Annotated in this window: 17 protein-coding genes; 10 read left to right on the top strand and 7 right to left on the bottom strand. The window is 65.5% G+C overall.

Features of this window, described 5'->3' with window-relative positions; all coding sequences use genetic code 11:
- Nucleotides 1–4 precede the first annotated feature (4 nt).
- The 3 genes from DW352_RS08230 to DW352_RS08220 all read right to left on the bottom strand — a co-directional run bounded on the left by DW352_RS08230 (nt 5) and on the right by DW352_RS08220 (nt 3,928).
- Nucleotides 5–1,870 carry an ABC-F family ATP-binding cassette domain-containing protein gene (locus DW352_RS08230; RefSeq protein ID WP_115694303.1) on the bottom strand — a complete coding sequence of 622 codons (1,866 nt, stop codon included), beginning with the start codon at nt 1,868–1,870 and terminating at the stop codon, nt 5–7.
- Between the two features lie 244 nt (nt 1,871–2,114).
- Nucleotides 2,115–3,191 carry a tartrate dehydrogenase gene (locus DW352_RS08225; protein ID WP_115690212.1) on the bottom strand — a complete coding sequence of 359 codons (1,077 nt, stop codon included), beginning with the start codon at nt 3,189–3,191 and terminating at the stop codon, nt 2,115–2,117.
- Between the two features lie 212 nt (nt 3,192–3,403).
- On the bottom strand, nt 3,404–3,928 hold the full coding sequence (locus DW352_RS08220; protein ID WP_115690210.1) for a DinB family protein: 525 nt from the start codon (nt 3,926–3,928) through the stop codon (nt 3,404–3,406).
- A gap of 138 nt (nt 3,929–4,066) precedes the next feature.
- Between DW352_RS08220 and ndk the strand changes: the two genes are divergently transcribed.
- The 3 genes from ndk (at nt 4,067) to DW352_RS08205 (ending at nt 7,609) form a co-directional block, all read left to right on the top strand.
- Complete coding sequence (gene ndk, locus DW352_RS08215) at nt 4,067–4,489, top strand: nucleoside-diphosphate kinase (RefSeq protein ID WP_115690208.1); 423 nt, start codon at nt 4,067–4,069, stop codon at nt 4,487–4,489.
- 123 nt (nt 4,490–4,612) lie between these two features.
- Nucleotides 4,613–5,362 (top strand): TerC family protein, encoded by a 750-nt coding sequence (locus DW352_RS08210; protein WP_115690206.1) that lies wholly within the window; start codon nt 4,613–4,615, stop codon nt 5,360–5,362.
- Nucleotides 5,363–5,509: 147 nt separating this feature from the next.
- Nucleotides 5,510–7,609: a molybdopterin-containing oxidoreductase family protein gene (locus DW352_RS08205; protein WP_115690204.1), complete on the top strand. Its 2,100-nt coding sequence runs from the start codon at nt 5,510–5,512 to the stop codon at nt 7,607–7,609.
- Between the two features lie 118 nt (nt 7,610–7,727).
- Here the strand turns inward: DW352_RS08205 and DW352_RS08200 are convergent, their stop codons facing one another.
- The 3 genes from DW352_RS08200 to purM form a co-directional block, all read right to left on the bottom strand.
- The gene (locus DW352_RS08200) at nt 7,728–8,180 is read right to left on the bottom strand and encodes a DoxX family protein (protein ID WP_115690202.1); all 453 of its coding nucleotides are present in this window, start codon (nt 8,178–8,180) and stop codon (nt 7,728–7,730) included.
- 129 nt (nt 8,181–8,309) lie between these two features.
- Complete coding sequence (gene purN / locus DW352_RS08195; RefSeq protein ID WP_115690200.1) at nt 8,310–8,969, bottom strand: phosphoribosylglycinamide formyltransferase; 660 nt, start codon at nt 8,967–8,969, stop codon at nt 8,310–8,312.
- 3 nt (nt 8,970–8,972) lie between these two features.
- On the bottom strand, nt 8,973–10,046 hold the full coding sequence (gene purM / locus DW352_RS08190) for a phosphoribosylformylglycinamidine cyclo-ligase (protein WP_115690198.1): 1,074 nt from the start codon (nt 10,044–10,046) through the stop codon (nt 8,973–8,975).
- A 126-nt stretch (nt 10,047–10,172) separates the two neighbouring features.
- Here purM and DW352_RS08185 point away from each other — a divergent pair, with 126 nt between their 5' ends.
- From DW352_RS08185 to DW352_RS08155, 7 genes are all read left to right on the top strand, one after another.
- Nucleotides 10,173–10,718 carry a CDP-alcohol phosphatidyltransferase family protein gene (locus DW352_RS08185; RefSeq protein ID WP_245434363.1) on the top strand — a complete coding sequence of 182 codons (546 nt, stop codon included), beginning with the start codon at nt 10,173–10,175 and terminating at the stop codon, nt 10,716–10,718.
- The gene (locus tag DW352_RS08180) at nt 10,715–11,830 is read left to right on the top strand and encodes an AI-2E family transporter (RefSeq protein WP_115690194.1); all 1,116 of its coding nucleotides are present in this window, start codon (nt 10,715–10,717) and stop codon (nt 11,828–11,830) included. The genes DW352_RS08185 and DW352_RS08180 overlap by 4 nt, the downstream gene beginning before the upstream one ends.
- Nucleotides 11,831–11,835: 5 nt before the next feature.
- Nucleotides 11,836–12,519 (top strand): HdaA/DnaA family protein, encoded by a 684-nt coding sequence (locus DW352_RS08175; RefSeq protein ID WP_115690192.1) that lies wholly within the window; start codon nt 11,836–11,838, stop codon nt 12,517–12,519.
- 114 nt (nt 12,520–12,633) lie between these two features.
- Nucleotides 12,634–14,853, top strand: a complete 2,220-nt coding sequence (locus DW352_RS08170) for an RNA degradosome polyphosphate kinase (protein ID WP_115690190.1) — start codon at nt 12,634–12,636, stop codon at nt 14,851–14,853.
- On the top strand, nt 14,786–16,366 hold the full coding sequence (gene ppx, locus DW352_RS08165; RefSeq protein ID WP_425374639.1) for an exopolyphosphatase: 1,581 nt from the start codon (nt 14,786–14,788) through the stop codon (nt 16,364–16,366). The genes DW352_RS08170 and ppx overlap by 68 nt, the downstream gene beginning before the upstream one ends.
- 97 nt (nt 16,367–16,463) lie before the next feature.
- On the top strand, nt 16,464–17,312 hold the full coding sequence (locus DW352_RS08160) for a CPBP family intramembrane glutamic endopeptidase (RefSeq protein WP_162826851.1): 849 nt from the start codon (nt 16,464–16,466) through the stop codon (nt 17,310–17,312).
- 42 nt (nt 17,313–17,354) lie between these two features.
- Complete coding sequence (locus DW352_RS08155; protein WP_115690186.1) at nt 17,355–18,173, top strand: L,D-transpeptidase; 819 nt, start codon at nt 17,355–17,357, stop codon at nt 18,171–18,173.
- Nucleotides 18,174–18,188: 15 nt separating this feature from the next.
- Here DW352_RS08155 and DW352_RS08150 read toward each other — a convergent pair whose 3' ends face one another.
- Nucleotides 18,189–19,583 (bottom strand): aspartate aminotransferase family protein, encoded by a 1,395-nt coding sequence (locus DW352_RS08150; protein ID WP_115690184.1) that lies wholly within the window; start codon nt 19,581–19,583, stop codon nt 18,189–18,191.
- Nucleotides 19,584–19,816 lie beyond the last annotated feature (233 nt).

Below are 19,816 nucleotides of genomic sequence, written 5' to 3'. Positions count from 1 at the left end.
GCGGTTAGGCGCTCTCGAGCGCGGCGCTGGCTTCGAGCCAGGCTTCTTCCGTCTCGGCGATCTCGGCGGTGACGGCCGCGCGCGTCTTCGACAGTTCGGCGGCGCGCGCCGGATCGGTGGCGAACAGCGTGCCATCGCCGAGCGTCGCGTCGAGCTTTTCGAGCTGTCGCGTCAACTGCGCGATCTTCTTCTCCGCGTCGGCGATGCGTTTGCGCAGGGGCGCGGTCTCAGCCCGCTTCTCGGCGGCGGCGCGACGCACCTCGGCGCGGTCGGTCTGTGCCGCCGCCTGCTTGGCGTCGTTGGCTTTGTCGCGCGACAGCACGTAACGGCGATAATCGTCGAGATCGCCGTCGAACGGCGCGACTTTGCCGCCGGCGACCAGCCACAGACGATCGGCGCATGCTTCGAGCAGATAACGATCGTGCGAGACCAGCACGACCGCGCCCGGAAAGTCGTTGATCGCCTCGATCAAGGCGCCGCGGCTGTCGATGTCGAGATGGTTGGTCGGCTCGTCGAGAATGATCAGATGCGGCGCGCTGAAGGTGGCGAGGCCCAGCAGCAGCCGCGCTTTCTCGCCGCCCGAAAGGGTCTTCACCTTCGAGTTTGCGGCATCGCCGGAAAAGCCGATGCCGCCGACGCGGGCGCGCACCTTCGCTTCCGGGTCGTCCGGCATCAAAGCGCGCACGTGATCGTAGGGGCTGCCTTCCGGATTGAGTTCGTCGAGCTGATGCTGCGCGAAGTAAGCCACCTTGAGGTTCGCGGCGCGCGTGATATTGCCGCGCATCGGCGCAAGCCGCCCGGCGAGAAGCTTCACCAGGGTCGATTTGCCGTTGCCGTTGGAGCCGAGCAGGGCGATGCGATCGTCGTTGTCGACGCGCAGATTGAGGCCCGACAGCACCACGCGCTCGTCATAGCCGACCGCGACACCGTCGGCGGCGATGATCGGCGGCGATAGCAGTTTGTCGGGCGCGGGAAATGTGATCTCGCGCACGTCGTCGATGGTGAGCGCGGCGATCGGCTCGAGCTTGGCCAGCATCTTCAGGCGCGACTGCGCCTGCCGCGCCTTCGTCGCCTTGGCCCGGAAGCGATCGACGAAGGCCTGCAGATGCTTGCGCTGGGCTTCCTGCTTCTTGATCGCTTTCTGGTCGAGCACCATGCGCTCGGCGCGCTGGCGCTCGAACGCGGTGTAGCCGCCGCGGTAGAGCGTGAGTTTCTTGGCATCGAGCGCGAGGATCTGGTCGACGGCATTGTCGAGCAGGTCGCGATCGTGGCTGATGATGATCAGCGTCGCCGGATATTTCGCGAGGTGGTCCTGCAGCCAGAGCGTGCCTTCGAGGTCGAGATAGTTGGTCGGCTCGTCGAGCAGCAAAAGGTCGGGGACCGAGAACAAGGTGGAGGCGAGCGCGACGCGCATGCGCCAGCCGCCGGAGAACTCAGAGCAGGGGCGCAGTTGATCGGCCGCGGAGAAGCCGAGGCCCGAGAGGATGGCAGCGGCGCGCGCGGGCGCGGAATGCGCGTCGATGTCGACGAGCCGCGTCTGGATGTCGGCGATGCGGTGCGGGTCGGTGGCGGTTTCGGCCTCGGCGAGCAGGGCGGTGCGCTCGCGGTCGGCGGCGAGCACGACGTCGATCAGCGGCTCCGGCCCGTTCGGCGCCTCCTGGGCGAGCCGGCCGATGCGCCAGCGCGACGGGATTTCCACGTGGCCGGTCTCGGCCGGGAGGTCGCCGGTGATGACGTTGAACAGTGTCGACTTGCCCGTGCCGTTGCGGCCGACCAAGCCGACGCGCGCGCCGGGCGTCACCCGCGCACTCGCGTTCTCGATCAATGTGCGGCCGGCAATGCGGACGGTGAGGTCGTCGATGATGAGCATGCGGGGCGCGTTGTGGCCGAGCGGGGCGCTCAACGCAATCCCCATTACGCAGGGTCTGAAGCCGCCGCCCGTGCTACGCACTCGGCGTCATGCGCGGGCATAGCCCGTCGAAGACGGGCGTGAACGCCCTTATGACCCGCGCATCCATGATGGCTCTCAGACGTGAGAGCGCTACGTACATCCTTGCTCGCGGGCAGGCGATATGGATTGCCGGGTCAAGCCCGGCAATGACCGGTGTGTGCGGCTATGCCAACGCCTCGGCGATCGCCTTGCCGCACTCGACGGTGTTGGCCGGGCCCTTCAAGTCGCGCGTGCGCAGCTTGGGTTCGGCCAGCACCTTCTCGATCGCGGTGACGATGGCCTTGGCCGCTTCGCTCTCGCCGAGATGCTCGAGCATCATTGCGCCGGACCAGATCTGGCCGATCGGATTGGCGATGCCCTGACCATAGATGTCCGGCGCCGAACCGTGCACCGGCTCGAACACCGACGGATATTTGCGCTCGGGATTGATGTTGCCCGACGGCGCGATGCCGATCGTGCCGGTGCAGGCCGGGCCGAGATCGGACAGGATATCGCCGAACAGGTTCGAGGCGACGACGACGTTGAACTTGTCCGGATTCATGACGAAGTGAGCCGTCAGAATATCGATGTGGAACTGGTTCCACTTCACGTCGGGATAGCTCTTGGCCATCTCCTTCACGCGCTCGTCCCAGTACGGCATGGTGATGGCGATGCCGTTCGACTTGGTGGCCGAGGTGAGATGCTTCTTCGGCGTGGACTGGGCGAGTTCGAAGGCGAACTTGAGCACGCGGTCGACGCCGACGCGGCTCATCACCGTCTCTTGCACCACGACCTCGCGCTCGGTGCCGGCGAACATTCTGCCGCCGATGGCGGAGTATTCGCCCTCGGTGTTCTCGCGCACCACCCAGAAGTCGATGTCGCCCGGCTCGCGGCCCGCGAGCGGCGAGGGCACGCCCGGCATCAAGCGCACGGGGCGCAAATTGACGTATTGATCGAACTCGCGGCGGAACAGGATCAGCGAGCCCCACAGCGAAATGTGGTCCGGCACTTTGTCGGGCATGCCGACGGCGCCGAAGAAGATGGCGTCATGCTTGCCGATCTGGTCCTTCCAGTCCTCCGGCAACATGCGGCCATGCTTTTCGTAGTAATCGCAGCTCGCGAAATCGAAGTTGTCGAGCTGGAGCTTGAAGCCGAATTTCTTTGCCGCCGCTTCCAGGACACGCACGCCTTCCGGCACGACCTCTTTGCCGATGCCGTCGCCGGGGATGACGGCGATGCGATGGACGCGGTTGGTGCTCATGAGCGTGTTTCCTTAGGTGCGGGTGTCCGGAGGCGCACCTCTCCAAGCACTCCTCTCGGTTGCGTGCAAGCCTTTCCGCGTCATTCCAGGGCGGCGTAAACGTTCGATCTTGTCGTCGTCCCGGCAATCCCGATCGGGGCGCCGCGCCTTCTAAGCGGGATGGCCGGGACATGCCCGGCCATGACAGAAGGGGGCGCGTGACGTGGACGCGCTCAACTCATCGACTTCAGCCCGACCCCCGTCTGCCGCTGGTAGACGATCAGGTCGAAACTCGGGGTCTTGTCGTTGCCGAGGATGGCGCTGAGCAAAGCGTGGGCCTGGCCGCGATGGTGCGTCTGGTGGTTGAAGAAATGGTCGAGGGCTGGTGCCAGCGGTTGCTCGATCGTCTGCGGATTGACCACCGTCTTGTAGCGCAGCGTGCCCGTCAGGTCCGCCTCGCTCAGGCCGTCGATGTAGCGGCCGATCAGCGTGTCCTGGGTGCGCCGCGCGGCCCTCAAGGCCACGAAATCGTCATAGAGAATGGCGTCGAGTTGCGGGGGCTGCGCACCGACGCCGGTGAAGCGGCGCATCCAAACGCGGTCGGCGACCAGGAGGTGGTTCAACGTGCCGTGCAAGGACTTGAAGAAGGCGCCGCGGTCGGCCCGGTATTCGGTATCGGGTACTGTCGCGGCGGCATCATAGAGGCGCTCATTGCACCAGGCGTTGTAGCCGGCGAACATTTGGTAGCGTGATTTCATCACATTCCATGACGTCGGGGAGGGGGCGGGCGGTCCGAACTTGCCGCCCGCAGGGCCCCCCGGTATAAGCCGCCGCGACGCTGGCACTCCAATGAATGTCGGTAAATACTCCCATTAAAATCAGTGAAGGATAACCCGATGGCGCTCGAGCGCACCTTTTCGATCCTCAAACCCGATGCGACCGAGCGCAACCTGACCGGCGCCATCAATGCCATCATTGAGAAGGCCGGTCTGCGCATCGTCGCGCAGAAGCGCGTGCTCATCACCAAGGAACAGGCGCAGCGCTTTTATGCGGTGCACAAAGAGCGCCCGTTCTTCGGCGAACTCGTCGACTTCATGATCTCCGCGCCGGTGGTGGTGCAGGTCCTTGAAGGCGAGAACGCGATCGCCAAGTACCGCGAAGTGATGGGCGCGACCGACCCGGCCAAGGCGGCCGCCGGCACCATCCGCAAGGAGCACGCCCGTTCGATCGGCGAGAACTCGGTGCACGGTTCGGACTCGCCCGACAACGCCAAGGTCGAGATCGCGCAGTTCTTCTCCGAGAACGAGATCGTCGGCTGATCGGGAACTCTTCTCGGGCGATTGCGAACGTCAATCGCCCGAGAGGTTTACCGGGCTACGTAAATTGACGATTATGCCGGCGAGTCTGGCTAGCTTGGCCGGCCGAATTCGCAGGGGTGCGACGTGCAATATTTGGTAGAAAGCTTTTCCCACGCACCGTTCTGGATCGCGCTGGGACAGATCATCTGGATCAACGTTCTTTTGTCCGGCGACAACGCCGTGGTCATCGCGCTCGCGTGCCGCTCGCTGCCGTCGCGGCAGCGCTTCTGGGGCATTCTGCTTGGCGCCGGCGCGGCCGTGCTGCTGCGCGTCTTCTTTACCGTGATCATCGCGCAAGTCATGGCCATTCCGTTCCTCAAGCTCGTCGGCGGCCTTTTGCTGTTGTGGATCGCGATCAAGCTCATCGTTCCGAGCGACGATCACTCCGAGGAGAACGTCAAGGCCGGCGATACGCTGCTGCGTGCTGTTTGGCTGGTGACGGTCGCCGATATCATCATGAGCCTCGACAATGTCATCGCGATCGCGGCGGCGGCGGAGTCGGCGGCGGCGCGCATCGACATCGCCCATGCGCTCAGCATCAAAACCGTGCTGATCGTCTTCGGTCTCGCCACCAGCGTGCCGCTGATCATCGCCGGCAGTGCGCTGCTCATGAGCTTGCTCGAACGCTTCCCGATCCTGGTGTGGGCTGGCGCCGCGTTGCTCGGCTGGGTCGCGGGCGAGATCATCGTCGGCGATGCCGCCATCGTCGGCTATCTCGGCCACGAGGTGGCGGAGGCCTTGCATACGTGGTCCCCGGCCGTGGGCGCCGTCCTCGTGGTGGCGGTGGGCTTCGTGCTGCTCCGCCTGCGCCGGCCTGTGGAAAGCCAGGTCTAGGCACTGCGTCATTCCGACGCGCCCGCCGCCGCCCGCTGGGCGGGGCGGGCGGGACGACCGGCCGGGTCCGGCCGGTTTCCGCCGCCGGGCCGCGATTGGCGCGGGGCCCGGTGGTATCTTCCAAAATGACGCTATAATAACGGTCTCATGAATGAGACCGTCCGGCTGACCCCGACCAAGCGCACCGGCTACTCGGCCTGCCCGCACGACTGTCCGTCGACCTGTGCGCTCGAAGTCGAGCTTCTTGACGCGCGCACCATCGGCCGGGTGCGCGGTTCCAAGGACAACGACTACACCGCCGGCGTCGTCTGCGCGAAAGTCGCGCGCTACGCCGAGCGCCAGCATCACGCGGAGCGCCTGCTGCACCCGCTGCGCCGGGTCGGACCGAAGGGCTCCGGCCAGTTCGCGCCGATTTCGTGGGACGACGCGCTAGATATCGTCGCCGGACAATTCCTGCAGGCCGAACAGCGCCACGGCTCCGAAACCGTGTGGCCGTATTTCTACGCCGGCACGATGGGCCTGGTGCAGCGCGACGGCATCATCCGGCTGCGTCATGCCAAGAGGTATTCCGGCTTTCATTCCACGATCTGCGTCAACCCGGCCTATTCGGGCTTCGCCGCCGGCGTCGGGCGCATCGCCGGACCCGATCCGCGCGAGATGGCGAAGTCCGATCTCGTGGTGATCTGGGGCACCAATCCGGTGAACACCCAGGTCAACGTGATGACGCACGCGACCCGCGCGCGCAAAGAGCGCGGCGCCAAGATCGTGGCGGTCGATATCTATATGAACGGCACGATGGAGCAGGCCGATCTCGCCGTGCTGGTGAAGCCCGGCACCGATGCCGCGCTCGCCTGCGCCGTCATGCACTGCCTGTTCCGTGACGGCAAAGCGGACTGGGATTATCTCGACCGATACACCGATGCGCCGCGCGAGTTGGAAGCGCATCTCGAGACGCGCGATCCGGCCTGGGCATCGGCCATCACCGGCACGCCGGTCGAAACCATCGAGGCGTTCGCGCGGCTGATCGGCGAGCGCAAGCGCGCCTACTTCCGGCTCGGCTACGGCTTCGCGCGCTCGCGCAACGGCGCCGCCTCCATGCATGCCGCGAGTTGCATCCCGGCCGTCACGGGCGCATGGCAGTACGAAGGCGGCGGCGCCTTCCACAACAACGCCGACATCTTTCAACTCAACAAGCGCACCATCGAAGGGCTCGACCGCGCCGACCCGACGAACCGCATGCTCGACCAATCACGCATCGGCGCCATCCTGACCGGCGAGCGCGAGGCGTTGGCCGGCGGTCCGCCGGTGACCGCGATGATCGTGCAGAACACCAATCCGGTGTCGGTTGCGCCGGATCAGAACAAGGTCAAGCAGGGCTTCGCGCGCGAGGATCTGTTCGTCTGCGTGCACGAGCAGTTCATGACGGAAACGGCGCAGGTGGCCGACATCGTGCTGCCGGCGACGACGTTTCTGGAGCACGACGACATCTATCGCGGCGGCGGGCACCAATACATCATTCTCGGACCGAAGCTCGTCGAGGCGCCGGGCGAATGCCGCAGCAATCACGAAGTGATCGGCGCGCTGGCCAAGCGCGTCGGCGCCGAGCATCCGGGCTTCGGCATGAGCCCGCGCGAACTGATCGACGACATGCTGCGCGCGTCTAACCGCGGCACGCTCGCCGAGTTGGAGCCCAACCGTTGGCTCGACTGCCAACCGCCGTTCCGTCAATCGCATTACCTCGATGGCTTCCCGTGGCCGGACGGCAAATTCCGCTTCAAGCCGGACTGGAAGACGGTGCCGTTCCGCAGCCCCTGTCAATCGGGACCGGTCGAGGCGATGCCGCCATTGCCGGATTATTGGCGCGTGGTAGAGGAAGCGGATGCCGCGCATCCGTTCCGGCTCGCGACGTCGCCGGCGCGCGCTTTCCTCAATTCGACCTTCAACGAGACGCCGACGTCATTGGCTAATGAGAAGCGGCCGACAGTGATGATCCATTCGGACGATGCGGCTGAGCAGGGCATCGTGGACGGAGACTATGTCGTGCTCGGCAATACGCGCGGCGAGGTGCGGCTGCATGCGAAGCTGTTCGACGGCGTGCGGCGCGGTGTTCTGATCGCGGAATCGATCTGGCCCAACGCCGCTTATGCCGACGGTTGCGGCATCAACTCGCTCACCGGCGCCGATCCGGTCGCGCCTTACGGCGGCGCGGCCTTCCACGACAACAAAGTGTGGGTGCGGAAGGTTTGAGCGTCATTCCGGGGCGCGAGCGCTTGCTCGCGAACCCGGAATCCAGAAACGAGCGCCGACGTTTCGGCTGGATTCCGGATCGCGCGCTTTGCGCGCGTCCGGAATGACTGTGTGAAGCTTACAGCTCCTTGCCGAGAAAGCGGTCGACCGAGTAGGGACCGCCGCCGCGCAGCGCGATGAGGAAACACACAGCGCCGATCAGCAGAACATATTCGTAACCGCCGGCGCCGGCGGCATAGCCTTTCGAGAAATGGACCGCGAACATGGCGATCAGCATTTCGATGGCAAGCGCTGCACCGAAGAAGCGCGTGAAGAGGCCGATGATGAGGCAGACGCCACCGACGACTTCCAGGAACATGGTGACATAGGCCATGATCAGCGCCGGCTCGAGGCCGTTCTTCGCCATGATGTTGGCGGCGACCGCGCCCGCACCGATCTTGAACTTGACCGAGACGTGCATCAGGAACATGGCGCCGACAACGACGCGCATAAACGTATAGGCGATATCGGTCCAGGTTGCGTAGAAGCCCGCGAGCCCCGGATACAAGAGCTTCTGTTCAGACGTGTTCATGTTTTCTTTCCCCTATTTGGTCGGGGCCTAGCTTGAATCGCCGTCCCCGGCAGCCGTGAACCTACAAACACCGGCGAGGGCACCGAATTCACTTCCGCGTTAGCGGGGGAATTTCTTTGGCAGAAAAGGTCAGGTCGCGCTGTCGGGAACGAGGTAGGCGGCCTCGGGGAACGCCGCCTCGGCGATGCGGCAACGGCCGTTTTCCACACGCACGCGGCCTTCCGCTACCAGCCGCAGCGCCAGCGGATAGATGCGGTGCTCCACTTTTATAACGCGGGCGGCGAGGCTCGCCTCGGTGTCGTCGTCGTGCACCGCCACGGCGCCTTGGGCGATGATGGGCCCGGAATCCATTTCCGGCACGACGAAGTGGACGGTGGCGCCGTGCAGTCTCACGCCCGTTTCGAGCGCCCGCTTGTGCGTATCCAGACCCTTGAAGGAGGGCAGCAGCGCCGGATGGATGTTGATCATGCGCTCGTGCCATTGGCCGACGAACCACGGCGTCAGCAGGCGCATGAAGCCGGCGAGGCAGATGAGCTCGACGGCGTGCTTTTGCAGTTCGGCTTGCAACGCCTGCTCGAAGGCGGTGCGGTCCTTTTTATGGAGCTTGTGGTCGACCACCGCCGTCTTGATGCCGGCAGCCTGCGCCGTGGCCAGCCCGCCCGCGTCCGGGACGTTGGAAATCACCACTGCGATTTCGGCGGGAAAGTTTTTGTCTTTGGCGGCCTCGATCAGGGCCGCCATGTTGGAGCCGCGGCCGGAAATGAGGACGGCGACGCGGCGGCGCGGCATCGCTTAGGCGCTCAGATCGAGCGCGCCGTCATAGACGACGCGCGGTTCGTCCGTCGCGGCGATGACTTCGCCGATGCGCGTTGCCTTTTCGCCGGCGGCGGTGAAGGCCGCCATCACGCGCTCGGCGTCCTGCGGCGCGGTGACGACGATCATGCCGATGCCGCAGTTGAAGGTGCGCAGCATCTCGTTCTGTTCGATGTTGCCGGTCTTGGCCAGCCACTTGAACACCGGCAGCACATCGACGCGCGCAAGATCGACGCGCGCGCCGAGACCCTTCGGCAGCACGCGCGGGATATTGTCGGGGAAGCCGCCGCCGGTGATGTGCGCGAGACCCTTCACCGCGCCGGTGCCGCGGATCGCCGCAAGCGACGACTTCACGTAGATGCGCGTCGGCGCGAGGATCGCTTCGCCGAGGCTCTGGCCGGCCGCGAAAGGTGCCGGTGCATCCCAGGCGAGGCCGGATTTTTCCACAACGCGGCGCACCAGAGAGTAGCCGTTCGAATGCACGCCGGAGGAGGCGAGGCCGATGATGGCGTCGCCTGCCGCGATGTCGGGGCGGGGCAGCAGCGCACCGCGCTCGGCCGCGCCGACGGCAAAGCCGGCGAGGTCGTAGTCGCCGCCGCGATAGACGCCCGGCATCTCGGCGGTCTCGCCGCCGATCAAGGCGCAGCCGGCGTCGCGGCACCCGGCGCTGATGCCGGCGACCACGGCCGCGCCGGCCGCGGGATCCAATTTTCCACAGGCATAATAATCGAGGAAAAACAGCGGCTCGGCGCCTTGTACCACCAGGTCGTTGACCGACATGGCGACGAGGTCGATGCCGATCGTCTCGTGACGGCCGGTCTCAACCGCGATCTTGACCTTGGTGCCGACGCCGTCGGTAGCGGCCACCAGGACCGGATCGGAAAAGCCGCATTTTTTCAGGTCGAACAGGCCGCCGAAGCCGCCGATTTCGGCGTCCGCGCCCGGCCGCGCCGTGGCACGCACCAGGGGCTTGATCAGCTCCACCATGCGGTTGCCGGCGTCGATGTCCACGCCCGCCTGCGCATAAGTCAGGCCGCGCTGTTCTTCTGCCATTTTTCCCTCGTTCGTGTCGGGTCCTACGGAAAAATCGCAAGTCGTGCAATGGTCAGCCGGTCGTTATACTCTGCCGATGGGAATGACGTGCCGCCCGTGGCGGCGCGTCTGCGAGCCGGGACTGCCTTGAGTATTCCGAACCTCATTACGCTGGGCCGCATTCTGCTGGTGCCGATCGTTGTCTGGGCGATCTCGCAGGGGCTGATGTGGCTCGCCTTCGTGCTATTTCTGGCCGCTGGCGTCAGCGACGCCATCGACGGCTTCCTGGCGAAGCGGTTCCACATGACCACGGTGCTGGGGGCGTATCTCGATCCGCTCGCCGACAAGGCGCTGATCGTCTCGATTTACGTCACCCTCGGGGTCAATGGTTACATCCCGCGCTGGCTGGTGATCCTGGTGGTCTCCCGCGACATCCTGATCATCGGCGGCATCATGCTGTCGTGGGTGATGGGCTCGCCGCTCAAGATCAAACCGCTGCTGGTGTCGAAGCTCAATACCGTGGCGCAGATCGTCTTTGCCTGCGTCGTGCTCGCCTCGCTCGGCTTCCGCTTCGACGTGCCGCTGCTGACTCTCATTTTGACCGGCCTTGTGACGGCGCTGACCCTGCTGTCGATCGCGGCCTACCTCGCCGAATGGGTGCGCCACATGAACTCGACCATGACCAGCCCATGAGTATGCCGGCCCCCGAACGCGCCGCGTCACCCGCTCCGCGGCGCTCCGGCGCCTTCCGCAATCAGGTCGGCTTCTGGCTCGCCGCTTTTGCCGTGGTCGTGCTGCTGCTGTGGCTCTTGAGCGAGATCCTGCTGCCGTTCGTCGCCGGCTTCGCGATCGCCTATCTGCTGACGCCGGCCACCGACCGGCTGCAGCGCATGGGGGTGAACCGGGTGGCGGCGTCGCTGCTGCTCATCACGCTGATGGTGCTCGCCTTCGTGCTGATCATCCTGCTGATCGCGCCGCTGCTCGGCAGTCAGCTGGCATCGCTGGTCGAGAACATTCCCGGTTACGTCGGCAAGCTGCAGGGCCTGCTGCGCGATCCGGGCTGGCCGTGGCTGCAGAAGCTGCTCGGCTCGGGTTTGAATTCCGACAAGGGCATGAGCGATCTGGTCACGCAGGGCGTCGGCTGGCTCTCCACTTTCTCGAAGTCGTTGTGGTCGGGCGGGCGCGCGCTGGTGTCGCTGTTCTCGCTCATCGTGGTGACGCCGGTCGTGGCGTTCTACCTGATCTACGACTGGCACCGCATGATCGACACGGTCGACGGCTGGGTGCCGCGGCAGCATCGCGACACCGTGCGCCAACTGGCGCGCGAGATCGACGGGGCGATCGCCGGCTTCATCCGCGGCCAAAGCGCGGTGTGCCTGATCCTCGGGACGTTCTATGCGATCGCTCTGTCGCTCGCCGGGCTTAATTTCGGCCTGCTGATCGGGCTGCTCTCGGGCTTGATTACCTTCATCCCCTACGTCGGATCGTTGACCGGCCTAATCTTGTCGCTCGCGGTCGCGGTCGCGCAGTTCTGGCCGGACTACACCTGGATCCTGGTGATCCTCGGTATCTTCCTCGTCGGCCAGTTCTTCGAGGGCAACCTGCTGTCGCCCAAGCTGGTCGGCGACAGCGTCGGCTTGCATCCGGTGTGGTTGATGTTCGCGCTGCTCGCCTTCGGCTATCTGTTCGGCTTCGTCGGCTTGCTGGTCGCGGTGCCGCTTGCGGCAACCATCGGCGTGCTGGCGCGCTTTGCATTGCGGCGCTATCTGGAGAGCTCACTGTACACCGGCGACAGGGTGGGTTGAGTCTCATGGTGCGTATGTTTGGTCCGCGGCAGCTCGTGCTCGCGCTCGATCACGCCGTGAGCTTCGCGCGCGAGGATTTCCTGCCGGGTCCCTCCAACAACGCGGCGCTGACCTTGGTCGAGCGTTGGCCCGATTGGCCGAACAAGGTCATGGCGCTGGTTGGACCGGAGGGCGCCGGCAAGAGCCATCTCGCCACCATCTGGGCGGAGGTGGCCGGCGCGCGCACATTGTCGGCCAGGCTGCTGGGCGAAACCGATCTGCCATCGACGCTCGTCACGGGCGCGCTGGTGCTGGAGGATCTCCAGCCGGCTGAGCTCGACGAGCGCGCGCTGTTCCATCTGCTCAACCTCGCGCGCGAGGAGGGCGCCTACGTCCTCATCACCGCCCGCGTCGCGCCCGCCAGTCTGACGCTCACCATCCGCGATCTCGCCTCGCGGCTGCGCGCCGTGCCGGCGGTGACGCTCGATGCGCCCGACGATGCGCTGCTGCGTCTGCTCATCGTCAAGCTCGCCGCCGACCGCCAGCTCAATGTCGACGAGCCGGTGGTGAACTATCTCGCCAACCGCATCGAGCGGTCCTTCGCCGCCGCCCGCAGCGCGGTGGCCCGGCTGGACGAGGAGGCCATGCGTCAGCACCGCCCGGTGACGCGCGCCCTTGCGGCGGAACTGTTCCGCGACGTCCCGGCCTGACTTTCTGTGACTTCTTAATGACAAAAGCGCGCGGCGCTTGATTGTGACAGCCGGGACTTGTCATCTGGACGCCATTCTTGACGCCTAAAGCGGCAGCGAGACCCTGGGGCGCCCATGACCGAACGTAGCCAAGCAGTTATAACTGCTGAAGAAATTGCTCAAGATCCGGCGCCAGAGGCCAAGGCGGCCGGGGGCGATCCGTCGTTACGCGCCAGTCCTTTACGGTTCATCAACCGTGAGTTGTCGTGGCTCCATTTCAATCGCCGCGTGCTGGAGGAGGCGGCCAACGCGCATCATCCGCTGCTCGAGCGCGTCCGCTTCCTGTCGATCTCGGCCAACAACCTCGATGAATTCTTCATGGTGCGCGTCGCCGGCCTCAAGGGGCAGGTGCGGCAGGGCATCCTGACGCAGAGCCCGGACGGCCTGACGCCGGCCGAGCAGCTCGCCCGCATCGGCGAGGCCGTTGCCTCGCTGGCGCACGATCAGCAGCAGCGCTGGATCGAGCTGCGTCCGGAGCTCGCCAAAGCGGGCGTGACGTTGGTCGACAACGCGGACCTCAAGAAGAATGAGCGCGCGTGGCTCGAAGAGCATTTCCTCACCCACGTGTTCCCGTTGCTGACGCCACTCGCCATCGATCCGGCGCATCCGTTCCCGTTCATTCCCAATCTCGGCTTCTCGATCGCGTTGCAGCTCGCGCGCGTGAAGGACGGCAAGGCGATGAACGCGCTCCTGCGCATGCCGCAGAAGATCGAGCGCTTCATCCGCTTGCCGACCAGCGGCGATGGCGTGCGCCTGATCACGCTCGAAGGCGCGACGGCGCTGTTCATCAGCCGCCTGTTCCCCGGCTACACCATGAAGGGGCACGGCGCTTTCCGTGCCATCCGCGATTCCGAAGTGGAAATCGAGGAAGAGGCGGAAGATCTGGTGCGGCTGTTCGAAACGGCGCTCAAGCAGCGCCGGCGCGGTTCGGTGATCCGGCTCGAGCTCGATGCCAAGATGCCGCCCGAACTGTGCGGCTTCGTGCAGCGCGCGCTGGCCGTCGCCGACGACGAAGTGTTCATGGTCGACGGCGTGCTCGCGCTCAACGATCTGTCGCAGCTCACGCGCGTCGACCGGCCCGACCTCGAATTCGTGCCGTACAACCCGCGCTATCCCGAGCGCATCCGCGATCATGGCGGCGACTGCTTCGCCGCGATCCGGCAGAAGGATCTCGTCGTCCACCATCCTTATGAATCGTTCGACGTCGTCGTGCAGTTCCTGCAGCAGGCGGCGCGCGACCCGAACGTGGTGGCGATCAAGCAGACTTTGTACCGCACCTCCGCCGAGTCCCCGATCGTGAAGACGCTCGTGGAAGCGGCCGAAGCCGGCAAGTCGGTGACCGCGCTGGTCGAATTGAAGGCGCGCTTCGACGAGGAAGCCAATATCCGCTGGGCGCGCGACCTCGAGCGCGCCGGCGTGCAGGTCGTGTACGGCTTCATCGAGCTGAAGACCCACGCCAAGCTGTCGCTGGTCGTGCGCCGCGAGGGCGGTTCGCTGGCGACCTACGTGCATGTCGGCACCGGCAATTATCACCCGGTGACCGCGCGTATTTATACCGACTTGTCGTTCTTCACGGCGGACCTCGTGATCGGGCGCGACGTGGCGCGCATCTTCAACTACATCACCGGTTACGCAGAGCCGGACGAACTCGAGCGCATGGCGATTTCGCCGATCTCGCTGCGCAAGCGCATTCTCGACCACATCGCGCAGGAAGCCGCCAACGCCAAGGCCGGCAAGCCGGCGGCGATCTGGATGAAGATGAACTCGCTTGTCGATCCCGGCATCATCGATGCGTTGTACGATGCCTCCGCCGCGGGGGTTGAAATCGATCTCGTCGTGCGCGGTATCTGCTGCCTCCGGCCCGGCGTGCCGGGCCTCTCGGAGAACATCCACGTCAAGTCGATCGTCGGCCGGTTCCTCGAGCACGGGCGCATCTATTGTTTCGGCAACGGTCATCAGCTGCCGCATGCGAAAGCGGCTGTGTATATCTCGTCGGCCGACATGATGCCGCGCAATCTCGACCGCCGGGTCGAGGCTTTGTGCCCCATTCTCAATCCGACCGTGCACGAGCAGGTGCTCGGCCAGATCATGGTGGCGAACTTCAAGGACAACGAGCAGAGCTGGAAGGTCTTGCCGGATGGGACGTCGACGCGCATAAAGGCCGCGCCGGGCGAAGAACCCTTCAACGCCCATAAGTACTTCATGACCAATCCGAGCCTCTCCGGACGTGGCAAATCGCTCAAAGACTCGTCGCCCCGCAGCCTCATCCGCCGCCTCGCCGAAGGCGGCACGTAAGCGCGCCATCGAACGCTCCGCCAAGGGCCGGCTCGATCACGGCCCGGCCGTCGCGGTTATCGACATCGGCTCGAACTCGATTCGGCTCGTGATCTATGAGGGGCTGACGCGCGCGCCGACGCCGATCTTCAACGAGAAAGTCTTGGCCGGTCTTGGACGCGAGGTGCAGACCACCGGCCTGTTGGCGCAGGATGCCATCAATTCCGCGCTCGCGGCGTTACGGCGCTTCCGCGGGCTGTGCGACACCCTCAAGGTCAAGAAGATCTGGGCGATCGCCACCGCCGCCTGCCGCGATGCGCGCAACGGCGCGGCTTTCATCAAACAAGCCGAGCGGATCTGCCGCACGACGATCAGCATCCTGTCGGGCAAGCGCGAGGCGCATCTGACCGCGCTCGGCGTGGTCTCCGGCATCTACAAGCCGGACGGCATCGTCGGTGATCTCGGCGGCGGGTCGCTCGAGCTCGTCAACGTGCACGGCTCGCGGGTGAATGCGGGCATCACGCTGCCGCTCGGCGGTCTTGCTCTGCAGGACATCTCGCATCGGTCGATCAAGAAGGCGGAGAAGTTCGTCGAGGACACGTTCAAGAACCTCGACATGCTGCACAGCGGGGAAGGGCGCACGTTCTACGCCGTCGGCGGCACGTGGCGCGCGCTGGCGCGGCTGCACATGTGGCAGACCGGCTATCCGTTCCACGTCATGCACAACTACCGCATTCCGGCGCGCGAGGCGCTGGAGTTCTCGCGGCTGGTGCACCGCGTCGACACCGATACGTTGTCCAAGATCGAAGTGGTGAACGCCGCGCGCCGGCCGCTGTTGGCTTATGCGGCGCTGGTGATGGAAAACCTCATTCGCACGATCAAGCCGAGCGATGTGGTGTTCTCGGTCATGGGCGTGCGCGAGGGACTGCTCTACGAGTTGCTCAAGCCGAGCGAGCGCGCGCTCGACCCGTTGATCTCGGCCTCCGCCGATTTGAACGTGCTGCGCTCGCGTTCGCCGCGCCATGGCGAGGAGCTGATCGCCTGGACCGACGCGTTCATGGCCTCGTCGGGTCTCGACGAGACGGCCGACGAGCGTAGGCTTCGCCACGCCGCCTGCTTGCTCGCCGATATCGGCTGGCGCGCGCATCCCGATTATCGCGGCGAGCAATCGATGAACATCATCGCGCACGGCGCATTTTCCGCGATCGACCATCCCGGCCGCGCCTATCTCGCGCTGTCGATCTATTTCCGCCATGCCGGCTTGAGCGAAGAAGACCTTTCGCCGCGTCTGCGCGAACTGGCCACCGCGCGCATTCTTGACCGCGCCCGCGTCTTGGGCGCCGCCATGCGTGTCGCTTACATTCTCACGGCGGGGCAGGGCGGGGTGCTGCCGAAGACGCCGATGCAGGTGAAGCGCGGGAAGCTCACGCTGTCGCTGCCCGGCCTCTACGGCCAACTGGTCGCCGAGCGTCTGACGTCGCGGCTGCGCCAGCTCGGACGCCTCGTCGGCCGCGAGGTGGAGATCGAGACCTGACCTCGGCGGCTCGTCCGGGAGTCGCTCCCGGCGTGCGCCAGATCAAGCCATGCGCTGCGGCTTTGCCTCTAATCGCCGCCTATCACCGGTGATGGCCATGAGCGAAGCGGCGGCGGCGTGGGCAGGCAGGCGTGGCGCGAGCCCATGGCCGTTCTTCGTTGTCGTCTTCGCCTGGAGCTGGAGCTTCTGGATCGCGGCTGCGGTTCTCGGCCTCAGCGCGCGTACGTTATGGGGGCAGGGGCTCGAACTCGCTGGCCTGCTCGGGCCGATGCTCGGCGGCATCGCCTTCACGCATCTGACGCAAGGCAGCCAGGGCCGCCGCGACTATTGGCGGCGCATCGTCGACGCGCGTCGGATATCCGCGTCCTGGTACGCCGTCATTCTTTTGTTTGCGCCGGTTCTCTGGGGGCTTGCCGCGCTGGTCGATGTGGCCGCCGGCAATGCCATGGCGCTGTCGCAGATCGGCCATGCGATGTCGTCGGCCGTGGCGACCCCGGCCACGGCGCTGTCCCTTCTGCTCTGGACCTTGCTGTTCGGTCCGATCCCGGAGGAATTAGGCTGGCGCGGCTACGCGCTCGACAGCCTGCAGGCCGGGTCGACCGCGGTGAGGGCGAGCCTGATACTGGGCGCGATCTGGGGGCTGTATCATCTGCCGCTGTTCTACCTCGTCGGCACCTACCATGCGGCGCAGGGCCCGTGGTCGCTGTGGTTCTGGCTTTTCCTTGTGCAGGTGATCCCGGTGACCATCGTCTTTACCTGGATCTTCAACAACACGCGCCGCAGCACGTTGGCCGCGATTCTCCTTCATTTCATGATCAATCTGACCGCCCAACTCGCAAATCTGACCGGGCGCACGAATATCATCGTCACCGCGCTGTGGCTCGTCGCGGCGGTCGTCGTGGTGGCGTTGTTCGGGACGGCCACCTTGAGACGCGCGCGCTCTTGACTTGGATCAACGGGATTTCTGCCGCCGCGTCATAATGCGTGCATGGTTACGCGTCGCCTCTGTCTTATCGGCCTCGGTCTCCTTGCCGCGACGGTCGCGCGGGAGGCCGCCGCGCAAAGCTGCGACGACCGTTATCCGTGGACCTGCGGTGGCTATGTGGCGCCGCCAGATTACGGCCGTTCCGGCAGCCCGTTGCGGCGTGGGCCTTTGTCGCTCACACCCGAGCAGCAGCAGGAGGAGCCGGCGCGGTCGCCGTCGGGCGACAGCGTCGACACGCTCGGTCCGGCCGCCCGTGGCCGCTACGCCGCGCTCTACGCGCCGATGCGTGGCGAACGCTTCCCCATTCCCGAGGTCGATCTGTCGGATATCGGGGCGGCGTATCTGCGCCGGGCGGTGATATATCCGACGCGCGAGCAGCCCGGCACCATCGTCATCGATCCCGCGCATCACTTCCTCTATCTCGTGCAGGGTGAGGGCCGTGCCATCCGCTATGGCATCGGCGTCGGCCGCCAGGGCTTCGGCTGGTCGGGCGTTGCCGCCGTGCACAGCAAGCAGGAATGGCCGGACTGGTATCCGCCGAAAGAGATGATCCAGCGGCAGCCCGAAATAAGGCGGCAACTGAGCCAGTTGCAGAGCGGCCTCGGCGTGGCCGGTGGGCCGCGCAATCCGCTGGGCTCGCGCGCCATGTATCTGTGGCAAGGCAACAAGGACACGCTCTACCGCATTCACGGCACGGTCGAGCCGTGGACCATCGGCACCAGCGTGTCGTCCGGCTGCATCCGCATGATCAACCAGGACGTCATCGACCTGTATCAGCGCACGCCGGTCGGCACGAAGGTCGTGGTGCTATCCGCGCGCTGAGCTTCGCCTGTGGGCTCAGGCCCGCGCGGCCCGCGCGCGCATGGCGTTTTCGACCAGCGTCTTGCCCAACGACCAGACGGCGCCCGGCACGCGATGCGCGTCGGCGATCACGGCGTCGAACGAGCGCTCGATCCACGCGCAGTCTTCGTCGTTGATGATCAGCGGCGGCAACAGCTTGATCGTGTGGCTGGCGTGACCCGCCACCTGCGTGAGGATGTGGTGCTCCTTCAACAGCGGAATGACGATGAGTTGGCAGAACAGGCCGCTGTTCGCGGTCTCCAGCAGATTCCACGACGCCTTGAGCTTGAGCGAGCGTGGCGCGCCGAATTCGAGGCCGATCATGAGGCCCTTGCCGCGCACTTCCTTCACCAGCTCGTAGCGCTCGGCCATGCCTTCGAACGCTTTGATGAGGCGGGTGCCCATGCGCGCCGCGTTCTCGACCAGCTTCTCGTTCTCGATCACGTTCAGGGTCGCGAGGCCGGCCGCCATCGCGAGATCGTTCTTCGAGAAAGTCGAGCCGTGCACGACGGCGCGGTCCATGCGGTCGAACACCTTGTCGAAGATCGCCTTGCGCGTGAGCACCGCGCCGACCGGGACATGGCCGCCGGAGAGCGACTTCGACAGCAGCACCATGTCGGGCTCGACGCCCCAGTGCTCGCAGGCGAGGAAGCGTCCGGTGCGGCCGAGGCCGGTCTGGATCTCGTCGGCAATGAATATGGTGCCGTATTTGCGGCAGAGCGCGAGCGCGTCGCGGAGATAATTGTCGTCGGGGACGACCACGCCCTTGCCCTGGATCGGCTCGACGATGAAGGCCGCCTGGGTGCGCGAGGCCAGCGCCTGCTCCAAGGCGGCGAGATCGTTGAACGGCACTTCGGTGCAGCCGGGCAGGAGCGAGCCGAAGCCGTTGCGGAAGATGCCGTCGCCGTTCACCGACAGGGCGCCGTAGGACAGACCGTGGAAGGCGTGGCCGCAATAGACGAGGCCGTCGCGGCCGGTCGCGCCGCGCGCGAACTTCAGCGCGGCCTCGACCGACTCAGCGCCCGAATTGGCGAAGAACACCTTGTCGAGATACGGCGTGTATTTGAGCAGGCGCTCGGCGAGGATGCCGGCGAGCGTCGAGACGTCCAATTGGACGAGGTTCGGCAGGTCGCTGTCGAGGACCGCCTTCAGGGTGTCGCGGACGGTCGGGTGGTTGCGCCCCAGCGCAAAAACGCCGAATCCGCTGAGCAGATCGAGATAGCGGTCGTCCGCGCGGTCGTAGAGATATTGGCCCTGACCGCGCCGATATTCCCGATCGAAACCGATCGTTTGCAGCACCCGGACCATTTGCTCATTGAGATAACGCGCATGAAGCGAGTACCGGTCGGCATCTCGTTCGGCGAGCAAAAGGGCAAGATTCTCGGGGGTCATTAGAAGTTCCGTAGGAGTCGCTCACCATAATGGTGCCGCGGCGCCGGTGATATAGCGCCGCCGGTCGCGAAAGTCATGTTCGGGGGGTGCGACCGGTTCGCCTTGGTTTTTCTTCTCATCGGCTCCGGGAAAGTGTGCGCTCTTTGCCACGCCGACAGGGGGGCGGCGCCCTCGGCAGGGCGGTCGCATTGACGCGCCGGGCGGCTTGGAGTTGATTGGGCTGTGCTGTATAG

This window comes from Pseudolabrys taiwanensis, assembly GCF_003367395.1.
Classification (GTDB): domain Bacteria; phylum Pseudomonadota; class Alphaproteobacteria; order Rhizobiales; family Xanthobacteraceae; genus Pseudolabrys; species Pseudolabrys taiwanensis.
Note: the sequence above shows the minus strand (reverse complement) of the source record. Positions and strands in the feature narration are given on the sequence as shown.

Bases quoted from the DNA above. Each gene is read 5' to 3' on its own strand.
- DW352_RS08230 (WP_115694303.1), bottom strand. From the start codon at position 1,870: ATGCTCATCATCGACGACCTCACCGTCCGCATTGCCGGCCGCACATTG.
- DW352_RS08225 (WP_115690212.1), bottom strand. From the start codon at position 3,191: ATGAGCACCAACCGCGTCCATCGCATCGCCGTCATCCCCGGCGACGGC.
- DW352_RS08220 (WP_115690210.1), bottom strand. From the start codon at position 3,928: ATGAAATCACGCTACCAAATGTTCGCCGGCTACAACGCCTGGTGCAAT.
- ndk (WP_115690208.1), top strand. From the start codon at position 4,067: ATGGCGCTCGAGCGCACCTTTTCGATCCTCAAACCCGATGCGACCGAG.
- DW352_RS08205 (WP_115690204.1), top strand. From the start codon at position 5,510: ATGAATGAGACCGTCCGGCTGACCCCGACCAAGCGCACCGGCTACTCG.
- DW352_RS08200 (WP_115690202.1), bottom strand. From the start codon at position 8,180: ATGAACACGTCTGAACAGAAGCTCTTGTATCCGGGGCTCGCGGGCTTC.
- purN (WP_115690200.1), bottom strand. From the start codon at position 8,969: ATGCCGCGCCGCCGCGTCGCCGTCCTCATTTCCGGCCGCGGCTCCAAC.
- purM (WP_115690198.1), bottom strand. From the start codon at position 10,046: ATGGCAGAAGAACAGCGCGGCCTGACTTATGCGCAGGCGGGCGTGGAC.
- DW352_RS08180 (WP_115690194.1), top strand. From the start codon at position 10,715: ATGAGTATGCCGGCCCCCGAACGCGCCGCGTCACCCGCTCCGCGGCGC.
- DW352_RS08175 (WP_115690192.1), top strand. From the start codon at position 11,836: ATGGTGCGTATGTTTGGTCCGCGGCAGCTCGTGCTCGCGCTCGATCAC.
- DW352_RS08170 (WP_115690190.1), top strand. From the start codon at position 12,634: ATGACCGAACGTAGCCAAGCAGTTATAACTGCTGAAGAAATTGCTCAA.
- DW352_RS08160 (WP_162826851.1), top strand. From the start codon at position 16,464: ATGAGCGAAGCGGCGGCGGCGTGGGCAGGCAGGCGTGGCGCGAGCCCA.
- DW352_RS08155 (WP_115690186.1), top strand. From the start codon at position 17,355: ATGGTTACGCGTCGCCTCTGTCTTATCGGCCTCGGTCTCCTTGCCGCG.
- DW352_RS08150 (WP_115690184.1), bottom strand. From the start codon at position 19,583: ATGACCCCCGAGAATCTTGCCCTTTTGCTCGCCGAACGAGATGCCGAC.